General features: G+C 70.8%; 17 protein-coding genes and 1 pseudogene. 12 read left to right on the top strand and 6 right to left on the bottom strand.

All coding sequences use genetic code 11. The annotated features are described in order from the left end of the window. The first annotated feature begins 1 nt into the window (after position 1). Positions 2-130: a proline racemase family protein gene (locus FJM51_RS24910; protein ID WP_368733482.1), complete on the top strand. Its 129-nt coding sequence runs from the start codon at positions 2-4 to the stop codon at positions 128-130. A gap of 273 nt (positions 131-403) precedes the next feature. Here the strand turns inward: FJM51_RS24910 and FJM51_RS15550 are convergent, their stop codons facing one another. From FJM51_RS15550 to FJM51_RS15540, 4 genes and pseudogenes are all read right to left on the bottom strand, one after another. Beyond that, complete coding sequence (locus tag FJM51_RS15550) at positions 404-727, bottom strand: cupin domain-containing protein (protein ID WP_233713141.1); 324 nt, start codon at positions 725-727, stop codon at positions 404-406. A gap of 105 nt (positions 728-832) precedes the next feature. Beyond that, positions 833-877 (bottom strand): annotated as a pseudogene (locus FJM51_RS24455) (hypothetical protein); the annotation flags it as partial. Positions 878-891: 14 nt separating this feature from the next. Further along, entirely contained in the window at positions 892-1,407 is a 516-nt protein-coding gene (locus FJM51_RS24165) for a DNA methyltransferase (protein ID WP_233713140.1), read from the bottom strand. 342 nt (positions 1,408-1,749) lie between these two features. Next, complete coding sequence (locus FJM51_RS15540) at positions 1,750-2,487, bottom strand: GntR family transcriptional regulator (RefSeq protein ID WP_140455057.1); 738 nt, start codon at positions 2,485-2,487, stop codon at positions 1,750-1,752. A gap of 199 nt (positions 2,488-2,686) precedes the next feature. On the opposite strand from FJM51_RS15540, the gene FJM51_RS15535 reads away from it, so the two are divergent. The 11 genes from FJM51_RS15535 to FJM51_RS15485 all read left to right on the top strand — a co-directional run bounded on the left by FJM51_RS15535 (position 2,687) and on the right by FJM51_RS15485 (position 14,246). Next, positions 2,687-4,333 (top strand): ABC transporter substrate-binding protein, encoded by a 1,647-nt coding sequence (locus tag FJM51_RS15535; protein WP_210240300.1) that lies wholly within the window; start codon positions 2,687-2,689, stop codon positions 4,331-4,333. 61 nt (positions 4,334-4,394) lie between these two features. Further along, positions 4,395-5,435 carry an ABC transporter permease gene (locus FJM51_RS15530; RefSeq protein WP_210240299.1) on the top strand — a complete coding sequence of 347 codons (1,041 nt, stop codon included), beginning with the start codon at positions 4,395-4,397 and terminating at the stop codon, positions 5,433-5,435. Between the two features lie 11 nt (positions 5,436-5,446). Next, positions 5,447-6,298, top strand: a complete 852-nt coding sequence (locus tag FJM51_RS15525) for an ABC transporter permease (RefSeq protein ID WP_210240298.1) — start codon at positions 5,447-5,449, stop codon at positions 6,296-6,298. Further along, positions 6,295-7,902: an ATP-binding cassette domain-containing protein gene (locus tag FJM51_RS15520; RefSeq protein WP_140455055.1), complete on the top strand. Its 1,608-nt coding sequence runs from the start codon at positions 6,295-6,297 to the stop codon at positions 7,900-7,902. The genes FJM51_RS15525 and FJM51_RS15520 overlap by 4 nt, the downstream gene beginning before the upstream one ends. An 18-nt stretch (positions 7,903-7,920) precedes the next feature. Next, positions 7,921-8,841, top strand: a complete 921-nt coding sequence (locus tag FJM51_RS15515) for an NAD-dependent epimerase/dehydratase family protein (RefSeq protein ID WP_140455054.1) — start codon at positions 7,921-7,923, stop codon at positions 8,839-8,841. A gap of 23 nt (positions 8,842-8,864) precedes the next feature. Then, positions 8,865-9,629 (top strand): SDR family NAD(P)-dependent oxidoreductase, encoded by a 765-nt coding sequence (locus tag FJM51_RS15510; RefSeq protein ID WP_140455053.1) that lies wholly within the window; start codon positions 8,865-8,867, stop codon positions 9,627-9,629. Positions 9,630-9,653: 24 nt separating this feature from the next. Further along, on the top strand, positions 9,654-11,087 hold the full coding sequence (gene hydA / locus FJM51_RS15505; protein WP_140455052.1) for a dihydropyrimidinase: 1,434 nt from the start codon (positions 9,654-9,656) through the stop codon (positions 11,085-11,087). Further along, positions 11,084-12,082 (top strand): asparaginase, encoded by a 999-nt coding sequence (locus FJM51_RS15500; RefSeq protein ID WP_140455051.1) that lies wholly within the window; start codon positions 11,084-11,086, stop codon positions 12,080-12,082. Before hydA ends, FJM51_RS15500 begins: the two co-directional genes overlap by 4 nt. Positions 12,083-12,096: 14 nt before the next feature. Beyond that, the gene (locus FJM51_RS15495; protein WP_140455050.1) at positions 12,097-12,999 is read left to right on the top strand and encodes a polysaccharide deacetylase family protein; all 903 of its coding nucleotides are present in this window, start codon (positions 12,097-12,099) and stop codon (positions 12,997-12,999) included. Between the two features lie 4 nt (positions 13,000-13,003). Then, positions 13,004-13,318 carry a hypothetical protein gene (locus FJM51_RS15490; RefSeq protein WP_140455049.1) on the top strand — a complete coding sequence of 105 codons (315 nt, stop codon included), beginning with the start codon at positions 13,004-13,006 and terminating at the stop codon, positions 13,316-13,318. Next, positions 13,299-14,246, top strand: coding sequence for a CobW family GTP-binding protein (locus tag FJM51_RS15485; protein WP_140455048.1), 948 nt, complete (start codon positions 13,299-13,301; stop codon positions 14,244-14,246). The genes FJM51_RS15490 and FJM51_RS15485 overlap by 20 nt, the downstream gene beginning before the upstream one ends. Before the next feature lie 327 nt (positions 14,247-14,573). Here the strand turns inward: FJM51_RS15485 and FJM51_RS15480 are convergent, their stop codons facing one another. Further along, complete coding sequence (locus FJM51_RS15480) at positions 14,574-15,917, bottom strand: NAD(P)/FAD-dependent oxidoreductase (RefSeq protein ID WP_140455047.1); 1,344 nt, start codon at positions 15,915-15,917, stop codon at positions 14,574-14,576. After that, positions 15,914-16,813 carry a dihydrodipicolinate synthase family protein gene (locus FJM51_RS15475; protein WP_140455046.1) on the bottom strand — a complete coding sequence of 300 codons (900 nt, stop codon included), beginning with the start codon at positions 16,811-16,813 and terminating at the stop codon, positions 15,914-15,916. Before FJM51_RS15475 ends, FJM51_RS15480 begins: the two co-directional genes overlap by 4 nt. Between the last annotated feature and the right edge of the window lie 29 nt (positions 16,814-16,842).

Below are 16,842 nucleotides of genomic sequence, written 5' to 3'. Positions count from 1 at the left end.
CATCGGCGGCCGCCCGGCGGTGGTCCCGGAGATCTCCGGCACGAGCTGGATCCACGGCCTCAACACGATCGTGCTCGACCACGACGACCCGTTCACCGAGGGTTTCACCGTGGGCGACACCTGGGCCTGATCTCCCGGCGAGGGCGCGGACGATGCGGACGCACTGTTTCCGGCAGCCTGATTGCTCGGCCGGATTAGCGGTCTGCGACGCCCTCGCCCATCTAGATCTTGTCAAGAAGGTCGGCCACGCGGCGCTCCGGCTCGCGACCGCGGATGCCGAAGCAGAATTCGATCCGCCGTCCGATGATCGTGCGGGCCGTCCGTCGCGGCTTCATCGCGCCGTCACGCGCCAGCGTTTCGGAAAGCGACAGCCGCGCGACCGCGCCCGGGTGAGCGCGACCCGTCAGTAGGAGGGCGGCGTGATCGCCCAGATCACCACCGCGACGGTGTCGGTGGGGTTCGAGTACCGGTGCGGCAGATCGCTTGCGAAGGCGAAACTGTCCCCCGCGCGAAGCGTGATCTCCTCGCCGTCGAGCCAGAGCACAAGCGTGCCCGAAAGGACGATCCCCGCCTCTTCGCCCCTGTGCGTGTAGCTTTCCGTGCCGCTCTGGGAGCCGGGTTGGAAGGTACAGCGCGGAAGCTCGATCTGGCGCGACAGGTTCGGGGAGAGGAGCTCGTCGGTAATGCCGCTCTCGAACCGCGGGCCGCGCCGCTTGTCCGCGCGCACGACGTAATCCGTCAGGTGTTCCTCTCCGTCCTGCGCGGCGCGGAAGAACCAGCTGATGTTGACACCGAGCGCGCGGCTGATCGCATGCGGCGCCTTGATCGAGGGGCGGGAAATGCCTCGCTCGATCTGGCTGAGATAGCCTTGCGACAGGCCGGTCTGCGCGCTCAGCGCCGCGAGCGTCGTATCTCGCGCGCGCCGGAGGTCGCGATCTCCTCGCCGACGTCGCCGTCGACATCGATGACATCGGCGACCCGCACCTGATCATCCGCGGTGTCGACGGCGCCCCGCGGATTGGAAGGGCGCGGCATCTTCGGAAGGTTCTGATCCATGTCCCCTTCTGAGCCATCCGCGATCCGTCGGCTTCTCCGCCGGCGGCGGGACTTCTCGCAGCGAACCTCAGGAAGACGTCCGATGACATCGCTATGGCTTGACGAGATCGCGGGGCAGGGCGAGGAGCAGCCGGAACTCGTGGGCGACCTTCGCGCCGACGTCGCCATCGTCGGCGGCGGTTTCGTCGGATTGTGGACGGCGATCAGCGTCGAGCCCGAGCCGCCGAACGGGTCGAGGATGATGCCGCCCCGCTTCGAGCAATCCCTGATCGCGTCGGCGATCATCGCCACCGGCTTCACCGTCGGATGCATCGCGAGTTCGGCCATCCGGTCGGCCTTGCGCGTGTTCACCCCCCGGTACTCCCGGACATTGGCGCGGTAGGACTGTGAGGGTACGCTGACCGCCAGGCTCCTATCAGGTCACATCTCGCCCGCTGCCGGGGCAGCCTGATGGTCGACACGTCAACGCAATGACACGTGGTCAATCGTAGGATGGGTCAGGCCATCAAGCTGCGATACCACATTCACAGCCCGAAGGTATCGCGGCCCTTCGGAGCCGCGGCGAGGCGAACCCGTCGCGGAGCAGGTTCTTCCCGACCTTGCCCTGGCCGAGCCGGTATCGCAGAGCCGCCCGACCGGATCGAGATCCGCCTTCATCCGGTCCGAGGCACAGGGCCCGCCCGGTCTCGCGCGTCAGCCCGCTGGCTCGCCGCCCGCTCCGAGCCAGCGGAAGGCCTTCTCGAGGTTGCGCTCCGGGTCCCTCCGGTCGAGCTGGAGTTCTTCGACGATGTGATCGAGATGACGCGCCATTTCGGCCGCCGCCGCCGCGCCGTCGCGCCGCTCGATCGCGTCGACGATGACGCCGTGCTCGTCTCTGGGACAGCCGGTCTCGCTCTCGGCATGAACCAGGATCGCAAGGCAGGTCAGCACCTGCAGTTCGGTGATGATCCGGACGAGGAACGGATTGCCGGTCATCTCGGCGAGCTTCAGGTGGAACTCGCCGGTGAGCCGGACGAGGGTCGAGCGATCCCCGGCCCGGCGGGCGGCCTCCTCCCGGCCGAGGTGGTCCCTTAGCAGGTCGAGTTCGTCGGCCTTCCAGCTCTCCGCGACCAGGCGGGCCATGGGGGGCTCGATCATGTCGCGGACCGCGAGCATCTTGCGCGCCTCATGGCGCGTCGGCGCTGCGATGGTGCAGCCCTGGTTGGGCGTCTTCCTGAAGACACCCATCTCCGAGAGCCGGTTCATCGATTGCCGCACCACGGTCCGGCTCACCCCGAAGGTCTCGGCGAGTTGCTCCTCGGTGATCCGCGCTCCGGGGGGGAGGCGCTGCTCGAAGATCGCGTGGATCAACCGGCGCGTGATCTCGCGCTCGGCATAGCCGCGCCTGCGGCTCGGCGTGATCCCCGCGGCTCTCTCGCGCGAGTTCTCCATCGGGTCTTACTCCCACCCACCGGCCACCGGGACCGCCTCGGAATCAGTCATCGCCCGCACAATGCGTGAGCAATGGCGCATTTTAAAGCGTGGGCGGGTGCGCTGCAATTGACACGCCAATCTTGTGCCCATGATTGTATCCAATGAGACGCACCGGCTCCGCCTCAGCGTGGAGCCGATCAGATCAGAGGAGGTGAGAGTGATTCCCGAGACCGAAACGCCGCGCCGCGGCCGCGGCCCAGTTCGCGCCCTGACACGTCGCCACCTGCTCCGGACCGCGAGCGCCTGCGCCGCGATCGCGCTCTTGTGGCAGGGGGCGCCCGCCTCCGCCCAGGCCGCGCGGGACACGCTCATCGTCGCGGGGCCGCGCACGCCGGAATCGCTCGACCAGGAATATCCGCCGACCGAGGCGGTGCACGAGCTGCGCCGCAACGTCTACGAGCGGCTGCTCGCCTATGATATGCAGACGGGCGAGGACGGCGTTTCCTACGAGGATTTCTCGAAGATCACCGGCGCGCTCGCCGAGAGCTGGGAAGTCTCGCCCGACTTCACCTCGATCACCTTCCACCTGCGGCCGGGCGTGGTCAGCGCCACCGGCGGCGCGCTCGACGCCGACGACGTCATGTGGTCCTTCGAGCGCGGCTGGAACCTCAAGTCGAACTTCCACTGGTACATGACGCAGATCCTCAACATCGAGGATCCGGCGGCGGCCTTCCAGAAGATCGACGACATGACGGTGAAGGTGACGATCCCGAAGCCGTCGCCGCTGCTCGAGAAGCTCTGGATCAACAGCGACCTCGGCATCCTCGACGCGGACGCGATGAAGCCGCATCTGACCGGGGAGGATCCGTGGGGCTCGCGCTGGCTCGCGACGAATTCGGCCTCCTTCGGCCCCTACAGCGTCGCGAAATACACGCCGGGCCAGGAGATCGTCTACGAGGCGAACGAGAAATACTACCGCGGCGCCCCGGCGCTCAAGAAGGTGATCTTCCGCGAGATGCCCACGACGGCGAACCGGGTCGCGGCGCTGCAGGCGGGCGCGGTCGACGTGGCGGAATACCTCTCGCCGCGCGAGCTCGCAATGGTCGAGAAGATGCCGGGCGTGAGCGTGCACAAGGTCTTCGGCAACTACATCCACCGCGTCGAGATGCAGAACGAGATGAAGCCCTTCGACGACCCCCGGGTCCGCCAGGCGCTGAACTATCTCGTGCCGCGCGACGAGATCGCCCAGGCCGTCTACTTCGGGACCGCGCGGCCGACGAAGAGCCCGATCTCGGAGATCTATCCCGCCTTCACCGACGCCTATTTCCCCTACGCCAACGACCCGGAAAAGGCGAAGGCGCTGCTCGCCGAGGCGGGCTATCCGGACGGTTTCAAGACCGAGCTCGGCTACCGCACCGGCGACCAGCTCGAGGAGGAGATCGCGGTCATCCTCAAGACCGCCTTCGCCCAGGCCGGGGTGGATGTCACGCTCTCGAAGCTGCCGGCCTCGACGCTGGTCGAGCGCTACACCCAGGGCGAGATCCCGATGTACTTCTTCCGCGACATGGCGATCGTGCCCGACGCCGCCTATGTCGCGAACCTCTGGCTGAACAGCGACTCGCTCATCGACTATTCGCGCTTCAAGAGCGACGAGGTCGACGCGCTGATCGACAGCGCGCTCACGAGCACGGACGAGCCGAAGCGGATCGCCGACATGCAGCGCGTGCAGCAGGTGGTGATGGAGCAGGCGCCCTGGGTGTTCCTGTTCAACCCGGGCTACCAGCTTGCCACGCGCGCCAACGTGAAGGGCTATTCCTGGTACACGCCGAACGGCAACGCCTGGTTCGACTTCCACAAGGAATGACCGCGCGGCCGGCCGGTATCGTCCCCGGCCGGCGCCCCCCCTCCCAAGCCCGGGACCCGCGATGACCCTCTCAGATACCTGGCGAAAGCTGCCCCGGCCGCTGCGCATCGTGCTCGGCCGGCTGCCGATGGTGATCCCGCAGATGTTCGGCGTGATCTTCGTCACCTTCATGCTGGCGCGCCTGCTGCCCGGCGATCCCGCGCTGCTCATGCTCGGCAACATGGCGACCGAGGAGAGCATCGCGAACCTGCGCGCCCAGCTCGGCCTCGACGGCACGCTCTGGCAGCAGTTCGCCCACTACATGCTCCAGGTGCTCCACGGCGACCTCGGCATCTCGCTCTTCACCTCGAACCCGGTCGCGACCGACCTGATGGAACGCGCGCCCGCGACGCTCGAGCTCGTGTTCTACAGCATGCTCCTGACGGTGCTGATCGCGGTCACGGTCTCGGTCGTCGCGGTGGTCCGTCCGCGCGGCGTCGCCGACTATTTCAGCCGCGTCTATGGCCTCGCCGCCGGCGCCATCCCGGATTTCTGGGTCGGACTGCTGCTCATCTTCCTGTTCTTCAGCACGCTCGGCATCGCCGCGGCCCCCTTCGGCCGGATCGACCCGCTCGTCACCCCGCCCCCGGCGGTGACCGGGTTCTACACCTTCGACTCGCTCATCGCGGGCGACCTTTCCGCCTTCCGGTCCTCGGCCGGCCGGCTGGTCCTGCCGGTGATCACGCTCACCATCGTCAACGCGGGCGCGCTCATGAAGATGACCAAGACCACCTTCGCCGAGATCTGGCGCTCCGACTTCATCCGGCACCAGCGGGCGAGCGGCCTGCCTTCGCGCTGGCTCGTGCGCAACGCGCTGCGCAACAGCCTGCCGCCGATCATCACCCTCGTGGGCTTCCTCGTGGGATTCCTGCTCGGCGCCGCCGTGCTGGTCGAGACGATCTTCTCCTGGGGCGGGCTCGGGCAATACGCGGTGCAGGCCGTGACCTATTCCGACTATCCCGCGCTGCAGGGCTTCGTGCTCGTGGCCGCGGTCTTCATTCTCGTCGTCTATCTCGTGGTCGATATCCTCTACGAGCTGGCCGACCCCCGGATCGAGACCTGAGGCCGCGCGCGATGATGAAGACCCTCGCGGATTTCCCCGCCTTCGTCCTGCGCCGCCCGGCCGCGCTCCTCGGCCTCGCGCTCCTGCTCGTCCAGGCGGCGGCGATCCTCTTCGCCCCGCTCCTCGCCACCCATTCCCCGATCGAGGCCAATCCGCTCGCCTCGCTCCAGCCGCCCTCGGCGGAGCACTGGCTCGGCACCGACGTCTCGGGGATGGACATCTATTCGCGCATCATCTTCGCGACGCGGATCAACCTCCTGATCTCGGTGATCGCGGTGGCCGTCGCCTTCGTCATCGGCGTGCCGGTCGGGCTCGTCGTCGGCTACCGCCGGGGCTGGGCGAGCACGCTCGTCATGCGGATCTTCGATTTCATCCAGTCCTTCCCGGTCTTCGTCCTCGGCATGGCGCTGGTCTCGGTGATGGGGCAGGAGATCTGGAACGTCGCGATCGTGCTCGCGATCCTGTTCACGCCGATCTTCGCCCGGCTGGTGCGCGCCGAGGCGCTGTCGCTGCGCGACCGGCCCTTCATCGCCGCCGCGCGCTGCTCGGGGGCGACGGACGCGGCGATCATGTTCCGCCACATCCTCCCGAACGCGCTCGGCTCCTCGATCGTGCAGGTCTCGATCTCGATCGGCATGGCGATCCTGCTGACCGCCGGCCTCTCCTTCATCGGCGCGGGCGTGCGGATGCCGATCCCGGAATGGGGGCTCATGGTCTCGACCGGCTCGCAGCAGATGATCCTCGGCATCTGGTGGGTCGCGCTCTTCCCCGGTCTCGCCATCGTCTTCTCGGTCCTGAGCTTCGCGCTGATGGCCGACGCCGCGCGCGACTACCTTGATCCCCGCGGGGAGAGATCCCGATGACCGCCGACACGCCACTGCTCGAAGTCGAGAACCTCTCGGTCGCCTATGGTGACAGGACGGTGCTCCATGACATCACGCTCTCGCTCCGCCCGGACGAGGTGCTCGGCATCGTCGGGGAGACCGGGGCGGGCAAGTCCGTGCTCGCCCGCGCGATGCTCGACCTGCTGCCGGGCGGGGGACGCGTCACCGGCGGCCGGATCCGGGTCGGGGGCAGGGACCTCGCGACGCTCCCGGAGCCGGAGCGGCGCGCGCTGCGCGGCGGGACGGTGGCGCTGATCGGAACGGATGCGAAATCGCTGCTCGATCCGGTGCGCACGGTCGGCGCGCAGGTCGCCGACGTCTTGCGCGCGCATCGAAGGCTGGGCGCGGCCGAGGCGAAGGCCCAGGCGATCGAGCTCTTCGCCAAGGTCGGCATCGTCGATCCGGAGAAGCGGGCGGAGGCCTCTCCGCACCAGCTCTCGGGCGGCATGGCGCAGCGCGTGGTGATCGCCATGGCGCTGATCGCCGAGCCGAGCGTCATCCTCGCCGACGACGCGACGCTCGGGCTCGACGCGACGATCCAGGTGCAGGTGCTCGACCTGCTCGTGGCGCGCTGCCGCGAACTGGGCATGGGCGCGGTGATCATCACCCACGACCTCGGCATCGTCGCGCGCTACTGCGACCGGGTCGAGATCATGCGCGACGGGCGCATCGTCGAGGAGGCGCCGACGGCGCGCTTCCTGAGCGCCCCCGCGACCCCCTACGGCGCGGAGTTGCTCGGCGCCGCGCGCGCCCGGCCGGCGCCGATGGCCAGGGCGGCGGCGAAAGGCGCGACGGAGCGCCCGCTGGTCGAGGTCGTGAACCTCGTGAAGCACTTCACCACCGGTTCGGGCCATGTGGTGCGCGCGGTCGACGATGTCTCCTTCGCGATCCCGGCCGGTGAGACGCTCGCGCTCGTCGGCGAGAGCGGGTCGGGCAAGACCACGGTCGGCCAGTGCCTCGCGCGGCTGCTCGATTCCGACGGCGGCGCGGTGCTCTTCCGCGACCGCGACATGCTAGGTCTGCCGGAGAAGGCGTTCCGGCCGCTGCGCCGCGACATCCAGATGGTGTTCCAGGAGCCCTATGTCGCGCTCAACCCGCGCTGGACGGTGGAGCGGCTGGTGGGCGAGCCGCTCGGCCTCGATCCGGAGATGGCGGGCGCGGAGGCGCGGCGGGCGCGGGTGCGCGAGATGCTCGAGCTCACGCGGCTGCCCGCGCGGCTCGCGGAGGCCTATCCGCACGAGCTGACGGCGGGAGAGCAGAAGCGCGTCGGCATGGCGCGCGCGCTCGCGACGCGGCCGGCCTTCGTGGTCTTCGACGAGCCGACCACCGCGCTCGACATCCGGGTGCGCGCCCAGATCATCGACCTCGTGCGCGAACTCCAGCGCGAGATGCGGCTCTCGACGCTCTTCATCACGCACGACCTCAATTCGGTGCGCTCGCTCGCCCACAGCGTCGCCGTGATGCGCCACGGCAGGATCGTCGAGATGGGGGAGACGGAGCGGATCTTCGCCGCGCCCTCGCACGACTACACGCGGATGCTGCTCGGGGCCGAACTGCCGATCGAGCGCTACACGGCCGCCTGAGACTTCGGGAGAGAGAGAATGAGCGGAGACCATGTCCTGGTGACCGGCGCGATCGGGCTGATCGGCAACGCGGTGCGCCGGAGGCTCGAGGACCGCGGCACGCCGGTGATCGCCATCGACCGCATGGCGGCGACCGTGGACGGCCGCGAGGTGCTGGAATGCGACGTGACGGATGTTCACGGGCTCCACGCGCTCGCGCGGCGCCATCCGATCGGGGCCATCGTCCATTGCGGCGCCTTCTCGGGCCCGATGGTCTCGCCCGACCATCCGACGCAGATGATCCGGGTCAACATCGGCGGCGCGGGCAACATCGGCGAGCTCGCGCGGGTGATCGGCGGCGTGCGCGTCGTCTTCGCCGCGACCGCGACCGCCTATGGCGCCACCCCGCCGGGCCCGGTTCCGGAGGATACGGTGATGGTGCCCGATTCGATGTATGGCGCCTCCAAGGCGGCGGCCGAGCACATCATGAACGCCTACAGGCTCCAGTTCGGCGTCGACACGGTGAGCCTCCGGATCGGCTGGGTCTACGGACCCCGGCGCACCACCGCCTGCCTGATCCGGCGGATGCTGACCGACGCCGCCGCCGGGCGGCCGACCCGCATCCCCTACGGCCGCGACTTCCCGCGCCAGTACGTCCATATCGACGACGTGACCGGGGCGATGATCGCCGCGCTCGACCGGCCGAACCTGCCCCGGCAGGCCTACAACATCACCGGCGGCGCCTGGATCACGCTCGGCGAGGTCGCGGAGACCGTGATGCGCGTGATCCCCGGCGCCCGGGTCGAGGTCGCGCCCGGCGACGATCCGGGCGACATGCGGCAGGAGCGGTTCGACATCTCGGCCGCCGAGCGCGACCTCGGCTACGTGCCCCGCGTATCCCTCGAGGACGGGCTGCGGAGCTATGCCGACTGGCTGGCCCGCGAAGGGGTCTGCGCGTGACGCGCCCCAAGGAGACATCCCCCATGCAGACCCCCCTTACGCTCGCCGGGCGCCGCGCGCTCGTCACCGGCGGCAGCCGCGGCATCGGCGCGGCGATCGCCCGGCTCTTCGCCGAGGCGGGCGCCGAGGTCGCGATCTGCCACCTCGGGGACGCCGCCGGCGCCGGGTCGCTTGGCGCCGAGTTCGCGGCGCGCGGCCGGACGCTCCGGGCGATGGAATGCGACGTCGCCGACGAGACGGCGGTGCGCGCGATGGCCGCCTGGGCCGGAGAGACGCTCGCCGCGGTCGACATCCTCGTGAACTGCGCGGGGATCGGCGGGCGCGACAAGCCCTTCGAGGAGATGACCGTCGCGGAATGGGACCGCATGCTCGGCGTGAACCTGCGCGGCGTCTTCCTCGTCACCCACGCCTTCTACCCCGGCATGATCGCGCGCCGCTACGGGCGGATCGTGAACATCGCCTCGCAGCTCGCCTACAAGGGCGCGCCCGGGCTCAGCGCCTATGTCGCGGCCAAGGCCGGCGTCGTCGGGCTGACGCGCGCGCTCTCCTACGAGGGCGCGCCGTTCAACGTGATGGTCAACGGCATCGCGCCGGGGCCGGTGGAGACGCCGCTCCTGAACGGCCTCTCCGACGAATGGCGCGCGATGAAGAAGGCGGAGCTGCCGCTCGGCCGCTTCGGCGCGCCGGAGGAGATCGCGCCCACCGCCCTGCTGCTCGCCTCCGAGACGGGAGCGGCCTTCTACTGCGGTCAGACGCTGTCGCCGAACGGCGGCGACGTGATGGTGTGACCCCGAAGCGGAGCCTTGAGTGACATGGACGATTTCGATCTGGTGATCCGGGGCGGCACGGTGGTGACCGCCGCCGACACCGCGCGCGCCGACGTGGGAATCCGCGACGGGCGGATCGCGGCGGTGGGGCTCGACCTGCCGGGGGGCCGCCGGACCATCGACGCGGACGGGCTGCTCGTCATGCCGGGCGGCATCGACAGCCACGTGCACCTCGCCCAGCCCGCCTTCGGAGGCCCGGCGATGGCCGACGGTTTCGAGAGCGGCACGCGCTCGGCGATCGCGGGCGGCAACACGACGGTCCTCCCCTTCGCGCTCCAGGCGCGGGGCACCTCGCTGCGCGAGGCGGTGGCGGCCTACCACCACGAGGCGGATGGTCAGTCCTATTGCGACTACGGCTTCCACCTGATCGTCACGGATCCCACGCCCGCCGTGCTGGGCCAGGAGCTTCCGGCGCTGGTCGAGGACGGCTACAGCTCGCTCAAGGTCTTCATGACCTACGACGACATGGTGCTGAACGACCGCGAACTGCTCGAGGTCTTCGACGCCGCCGGCGACTGCGGCGCGCTCGTGATGGTGCATTGCGAGGGCTACGACGCGATCCGCTTCATGACCGAGCGGCTGGAGCGCGCCGGCAAGACCGCGCCCTACTACCACGCCGTCTCGCGGCCCGAGCCGGTGGAGCGGGAGGCGGCGCATCGCGCGATCACCCATTCCGAGATCACCGGCGTGCCGATCATGATCGTCCACGTCTCGGGCCGCGAGGCGATGGAACAGATCCGCTGGGCGCGGGGGCGCGGCCTCAGGATCCTCGGGGAGACCTGCGCGCAATACGTCTCGCTGACGGCGGACGACCTCAAGGGCCTCAACATGGACGAGACCGGCGGCAAGTACGTCTGCTCGCCGCCGCCGCGCGACCGGGAGAGCTGGGAGGCGATCTGGAACGGGATCGCGACCGGGGTGTTCCAGACCTTCTCCTCCGACCACTGCCCGTTCTTCTTCGAAGGGCCGCTCGGCAAGATGAACCCGAAGGCGCGTACCTCCTTCCGCTGGGTGCCGAACGGCATCCCGGGGGTCGAGGTTCGGATGCCGATCCTCTTTTCGGAGGGCGTGGTGAAGGCCCGGATCAGCCTCCAGGAGTTCGTCGCCCTGACCTCGACCAATCACGCCCGCATCTACGGCCTCGGCGGGCGCAAGGGATCGATCGCGCCCGGCCATGACGCGGATATCGTGCTCTGGGATCCGGAGCGGCGCGTGACGATCAGCCAGGAGATCATGCACCACGGCGCCGACTACACGCCCTGGGAGGGGTTCGAGGTGACCGGCTGGCCCCAGGCCACGATCCTGCGCGGCGAGGTTGTGATGCGCGAGGGCGAGATCCTGGGCGCCAGGGGTTCGGGCGGGTTCCTCCGCCGCGACCGCTCGCCGATGGCGGGCCGCGCGAGGGGCGCGTTCGCGTGAGCGGCCCCCGCGTCGAAGTGCTCGCCCTCGGCGGCACGATCGCGAGCGTCGCCGATCCCGGCGGCGGCGTCTCGCCCGGCCTGACCGCCGGCGACCTGCTCGCCTCGGTCCCCGGCGTGGGGGCGCTCGCGCGGATCGGCGCGCGCAATCTCGCCAATGTGCCGAGCACCGAGATCGCCCCGCCCCTGCTGCTCGAGGTGCTGGCCGCGATCCGCGCGCACGCGGCCGAGGGCGTGGCGGGCGTCGTGGTGACGCAGGGCACCGACTCTCTCGAGGAGAGCGCCTTCTTCCTTGACCTCGTCCATGATGGCGACATGCCGGTCGTGGTGACGGGCGCGATGCGCAACCCGACGCTGCCGGGGCCGGACGGCGCGGCCAATCTCCACGCCGCCATCGCCTGCGCGGCCGATCCGGCCTTCCGCGGGCAGGGCGTGCTCGTCGCCTTCGACGACGTGATCCACGCGGCGGCCTGGGTCCGGAAAGGCGACACCTCCGCGACCGGCGCCTTCGGCTCGCCCGCGCCGCTCGGCTGGATCGCCGAGGGGCGGCCGGTCATGCGCGCGCCCGCGCGGCGGCGGCCGGCGATCGCGGTGCCCGAGGGCGCGGCCTTCCCCTTCGCGCCGATCCTGAAGCCCGGCATCGGCGACGAGCCGCGCCTCGTCGGCGCGGCGCTCGAGGCCGGGGCCGAGGCGCTCGTCCTCGATCTCGCCGGGGGCGGCCATGTCGCGGCCTGCTGGCTCGACGCGCTCGACGCCGCCGTCGCGCGGATCCCGGTCATCTTCGCGAGCCGGACGCGCGGCGGGCGGGTGCTCTCGCGCACCTATGGCCAGCCCGGCGCCGAGATCGACCTGCTGCGCCGGGGCCTCGTCGGCTCGGGCGACCTCGACGCGCTCAAGGCGCGCCTCGCGATCGGCCTGCTGCTCATGGCGGGCGCGCCCGAGCGTTTCGGAGATTACGCGGACCTGTCCTGGAACCCGGACGCCGCGCGCGTTTGAAGGAGAGACACGACATGACGAAGAAGATCTACTGCGCCTTCGGGACCGACATCGACTCGGTCGCCGGCTGGATCGGCTCCTACGGCGGCGGCGACAGCCCCTCGGACATCCAGCGCGGCATCTTCGCGAGCGAGGTGGGCATCCCCCGGCTGCTGCGGCTGTTCAGGAAGTACGACCTGCGGACCAGCTTCTTCATTCCGGGCCATTCGCTCGAGACCTTCCCCGACCAGATGCGGATGATCGTCGACGCCGGCCACGAGATCGGCGCGCACGGCTATCTCCACGAGAACCCGGTGGCGATGACGCCGCGGCAGGAGGAGGACGTGCTCGTCCGCTCGATCGAACTCATCGAGAAGCTCTCGGGCAAGGCGCCGCGCGGTTATGTGGCGCCCTGGTGGGAGATGTCGGGATCGACCGCCGCGCTCCTCGGGAAATACGGCTTCAGCTACGATCACAGCCAGGGATACCGCGACTTCCAGCCGTTCTACGCGCGCGTGGGCGATTCCTGGAACGTGATCGACTACACCAGGGAAGCGAAGGACTGGATGCATCCGCTGCGGCACGGCAAGGAGATCGACCTCGTCGACATCGCCGCGAACTGGTACGTCGACGACCTGCCGCCGATGATGTTCATGAAGAAGGCGCCGAACAGCCACGGCTTCGTCAACCCGCGCGACATCGAGGAAATGTGGCGCGACCAGTTCGACTGGGTCTACCGCGAGATGGACTATGCCGTCTTCGCCTTCACCATCCATCCCGACGTCTCGGGCCGGCCGCAGGTGCTGCTGATGCTCGAGCGGCTCATCGAATACATCAGCGGCCACGAGGGCGTCGAATGGGCGCCCTTCGAGGAGATCGCCGCCGACTTCCGGGTCCGCTATCCGTTCGAGAGCGGGTCGCGGCCCGAGGTGGTCTGAGCCGATGTGCGGCGCCTGCGGCTTTCCGACCGCGGCCGGGCACTGGACCGACGCCGGGGCTGGAAGCCCCGGCGAGCGGCTGCGGCTGCGCTTCACGCGGCTCGCGCGCGTCAACCGGCTGCTCGCGCCCTACGGGCTCCGCGCGCATGACGACGGCGCGACGCCGGGGCTGCAGCTGATCGCCCCCGACGGTCGGCGCGAGCTCGTGCCGGATCTCGAGGCGCTCTGGGGCGCGGCCGCCCGGCTTGCCGGGGAACCGGTCGACCCGCTCTCGGCGCGCGCGCTGGGGGAGGGGGGCGATGACGTCCGCGCGCGCTGACGGCCGCCTGCCGCTTACGATCGTCGGCGGCTTCCTCGGCGCGGGCAAGAGCACCTGGCTGCGCCACCAGCTCAGCGCCGGAGCCTTCGCGGACCACGCCGTCGTCGTCAACGAGGCGGCGGAGACCCCGATCGACAACCTGCTGCTCGCGCGCGCGCGCCGGCTCGAGACGCTCGCCGCCGGCTGCGCCTGCTGCGAGGGCCGCGCGGCGCTGGTCGCGCTGCTGCGCGGCCTCTGCGATCGGGCGTGGAAGGACGGGATCGCGGGCGTCGTGCTGGAGACGAGCGGACTGGCCGATCCGGCCGGGATCGCGGCGGCGGTGGCGGGCGATCCGGTGCTCGCCCGCAGGATCGCGATCGCGCGCGTGATCTCGCTGGTGGACGGGCTCAACGGCGCGCTCCAGCTCGCGGCCGAGTCGCTGGCGCGCGCGCAGGCCGAGGCCGCGGACACGCTCGTTCTCACCAAGGCGGGAATGGCGGAACAATCCGCGCTCGCCCGGCTCACCGCCACGCTGCGGCGTCTGAACCCCGTGGCGGAGGTCGTGGCCACGGAGCGCGGCGCGCCCGCGCGGCTGCCCGACGGGGCCGCCGCGCCGTATCGGCTTCCTGAACTCGCGGCCGCGGCGCCGATCCGGCCGCGCCGGCTGCGTATCGGCGCGGAAGCGGGTTGGGCGGCGCTGTCGACCTGGCTCTCGGCGCTTCTCGTCGCGCGGGGAGACGACGTCGTGCGCGTGAAAGGCGTGGTCGCGACTCCCGCCGGACGGCTGTTGATCCAGTCGGTCCGCCAGCGCGTGCAGCCACCCGAGATCCTGCCCCCGGACGACGCGGGCGTCGCGGGTCCGCCGCCCGAGGTGGGCACCCTCGTTCTGCTGGGTCGCGGCATCGACGAGGACCTGTTGGAACGCTCCTGGCGCCGCTTCGGCGGCTGAGGACTTGGCTCGACTTCGCGCGTCATGCCGCGAAGCAGAGGGCGTCGGCCCTGCGGACGAGGCGATCCGGAGGGGCCTTGTGGATGTCCCCGTCGTGCGCGGGAGACCTCGCGGCGATGCGAGAGACGCGGGCCTGCTCCCGAGGAGATGCCAGGTCGAAGCTGAGCCGGAACCGGGACCCCTGCGACCATGCCGGGGCGATCGAAGGCCCGCGCGCGGCGGAGAACGGCGCGCTGGCGGAGCGCATGGCGCGCGATCGGAGACATGTCCGAACCTGGAATATGCCGCGCGGATTTCCGAGGGATCGCCCGCTTCGGCGTCGGAGCATCATTCGATCCCGGCCTTCCACGCGCGGAAGGCGAGGGTGGCCCGGGCGCCGATCAGGGTGAGCGGGCGGGGCGGGAACGCCGCGGGACCGGCGAAGCCCCGGTAGAGGCGGGTGAGCGGGGTCTCGACGCCGGCGAGCATCTCCGCGGCGGCGAGGCCGGAGGCGGTGGCGTTCGAGGCGCCGAGCCCGTTGCAGCCGCAGGCGGCGAAGATGCCATCCTCGACCTCGCCGAAGGCGGGGACGGCGTTGCGGGTCAGCGCCATCGCACCGCCCCAGCGGTACTGCATCCCGACGCCGCTGAGCATCGGGAAGCGGTGCGCGAACTTCGCGTCATGGAGCGCGCCCGCGCGGCGGAGCGTGCCTTCGCCCACGTCGAGCCCGGGACCGCGGGTGTAGCGCGCGCGCACCAGGAGCCGGTCGCCGTCCGGCCCTGTGACGCGCCGGAGCGTCGTGCCCATCGGCGAGGCGGGGGTCGCGGCCCAGGCGCGGTCGCCGCCGAGCCGGGCGGGATCGAAGGGCTCGGTCATCGACGCATAGGTATGGACGTGCAGCAGCCGGCCCCGGAAGAGGCCGAAACGCTCGGCATGGCCATTGTTGGCGAGGACCACGCGCGGGCTCTCGACCGAACCCTTCGGCGCGCGCACGCGCCAGCCGCTGCCAGCCCGCTCGATCGCGGTGACGGGTGTGTTCTCGTGGAGCCGCGCTGGCGCGGCGAGGCTGTCCGCGAGCGCGCGGACATAGGCCGCGGGCTGAACGATCACCGTGCCCGGCATGTAGATGCCCGAGGTAAAGGCGGTGGAGCCCGTCACCCCGGCGACCTGGGCGGCGTCGAGCATCGCATGCGCCTCGCCGAGCCGGTCGAGCTGGGCGGCGTAGTCGGAGAGATGCCTGTCGCCCTCGGCCGTCAGGGCGAGGTTGTAGCGCCCGCGGGGGTCGAGGACCTCGCGCCCGAGCCCGCGCTCGGCCGCGAGGTCCTTCGCGAAGTCCACCGCGCGGCGTTGCAGCGTCACATGATCGCGGCTCTTCCGGAGCGAGTCCCCGCCGTAATCCTCCGACGAGACCTCGTGCGGCAGGTCGATGATGAAGCCCGAGTTGCGCCCCGCCGGCCCCTCGCCGACCACGCCCGCCTCGAGCACGACGATGCTGAGCGCGGGCTCGAGCTCACGCAGCCGGCGCGCGGCGGAGAGGCCGGCGAAGCCCGCGCCGATCACCGTCACATCGGCCGTGGCGGTGCCTTCGAGCGGCTGGGTCGCGGCGCGGGGCGGCAGCAGCGCCACCCATCCGCAGACGCCCGGGGAGGGCTTCGGGAGCCCTTTGGCGGTGAAGGCGGCGGCGGGGCTCATGCCGGCACGGCGTCCCGCTCGCGGGCGACGAGGTCGCCGAGGGCGGCGCCGAGCGCCTCGCGCTTCTCCGCGCCAAGCGCGCGCAAGGGGCGGCGGGGATGGCCAGCGCCATAGCCCGTCATCTCGGCCGCGGCGTAGACCGACTGCGCGTAGTCGCCCTGCCAGATCAGGTTCATCGCCGGTTCCAGCGCGCGCCAGATCTCCCGCGCCTCCGCCCAGCGGCCTTCCGTCGCGGCGGTCACCAGCGCGACGCAGGTGCGCGGCGCGAAGTTGGCGCCGCCCCAGATGAGGCCCGCCGCGCCGGCGTAGAGCGCGTAAGGCACCAGCGGATCGGCGCCGTTCATCACCGGGAGGCCGGTGCGCGCCAGATCGCTCTGCTGGGCGAGATCGCCGCTCGAATCCTTCACCGCGTGGAAATTCGGAATCTCGCTGAGCCGGCGGAGCAGGTCGGGCGAGATGCCGACCCCGACCGCCTGGGGCACGTTGTAGCCGATGATCGGCAGGCCGCCCTCGGCCGCCGCCTCGTAGAAGGCGAGGAGATCATCGTCGTCGGTCGGCCCCTCGAAAAAGGGCGGCAGCGCCATCACGCCCTCGGCGCCATGGTCGGCGGCGTGCCGGGTGCGCGCGATCACGTCCTCGACGAGGAGCGCCGAGGTCTGGACGATGATCCGTGCCCGCGAGCCGATCACCCTGGCGCCGCGCGCGACCAGCCGGTCGGACTCCTCGCGCGACAGATAGACATGCATGCCCGTGCCCGAGGAGAGCACGAAGCCATCGACGCCCGCCGCGATGTACCTTTCGAGATGGTCCTCGAAAGCGTCCAGATCGACGCCGCCCCGGTCATCGAACGGGGTGGTGACGGCGAGGTTGAGGCCGGGGAAGAGGAAATCGGTCATGGTCAGAGGCTTTCCGCGCTGGAGAGATC

Source organism: Amaricoccus solimangrovi (genome assembly GCF_006385685.1).
Lineage (GTDB): Bacteria > Pseudomonadota > Alphaproteobacteria > Rhodobacterales > Rhodobacteraceae > Amaricoccus > Amaricoccus solimangrovi.
The sequence above is the reverse complement of the archived record's forward strand: the minus strand, read 5'-3'. Positions and strand labels throughout refer to the sequence as shown.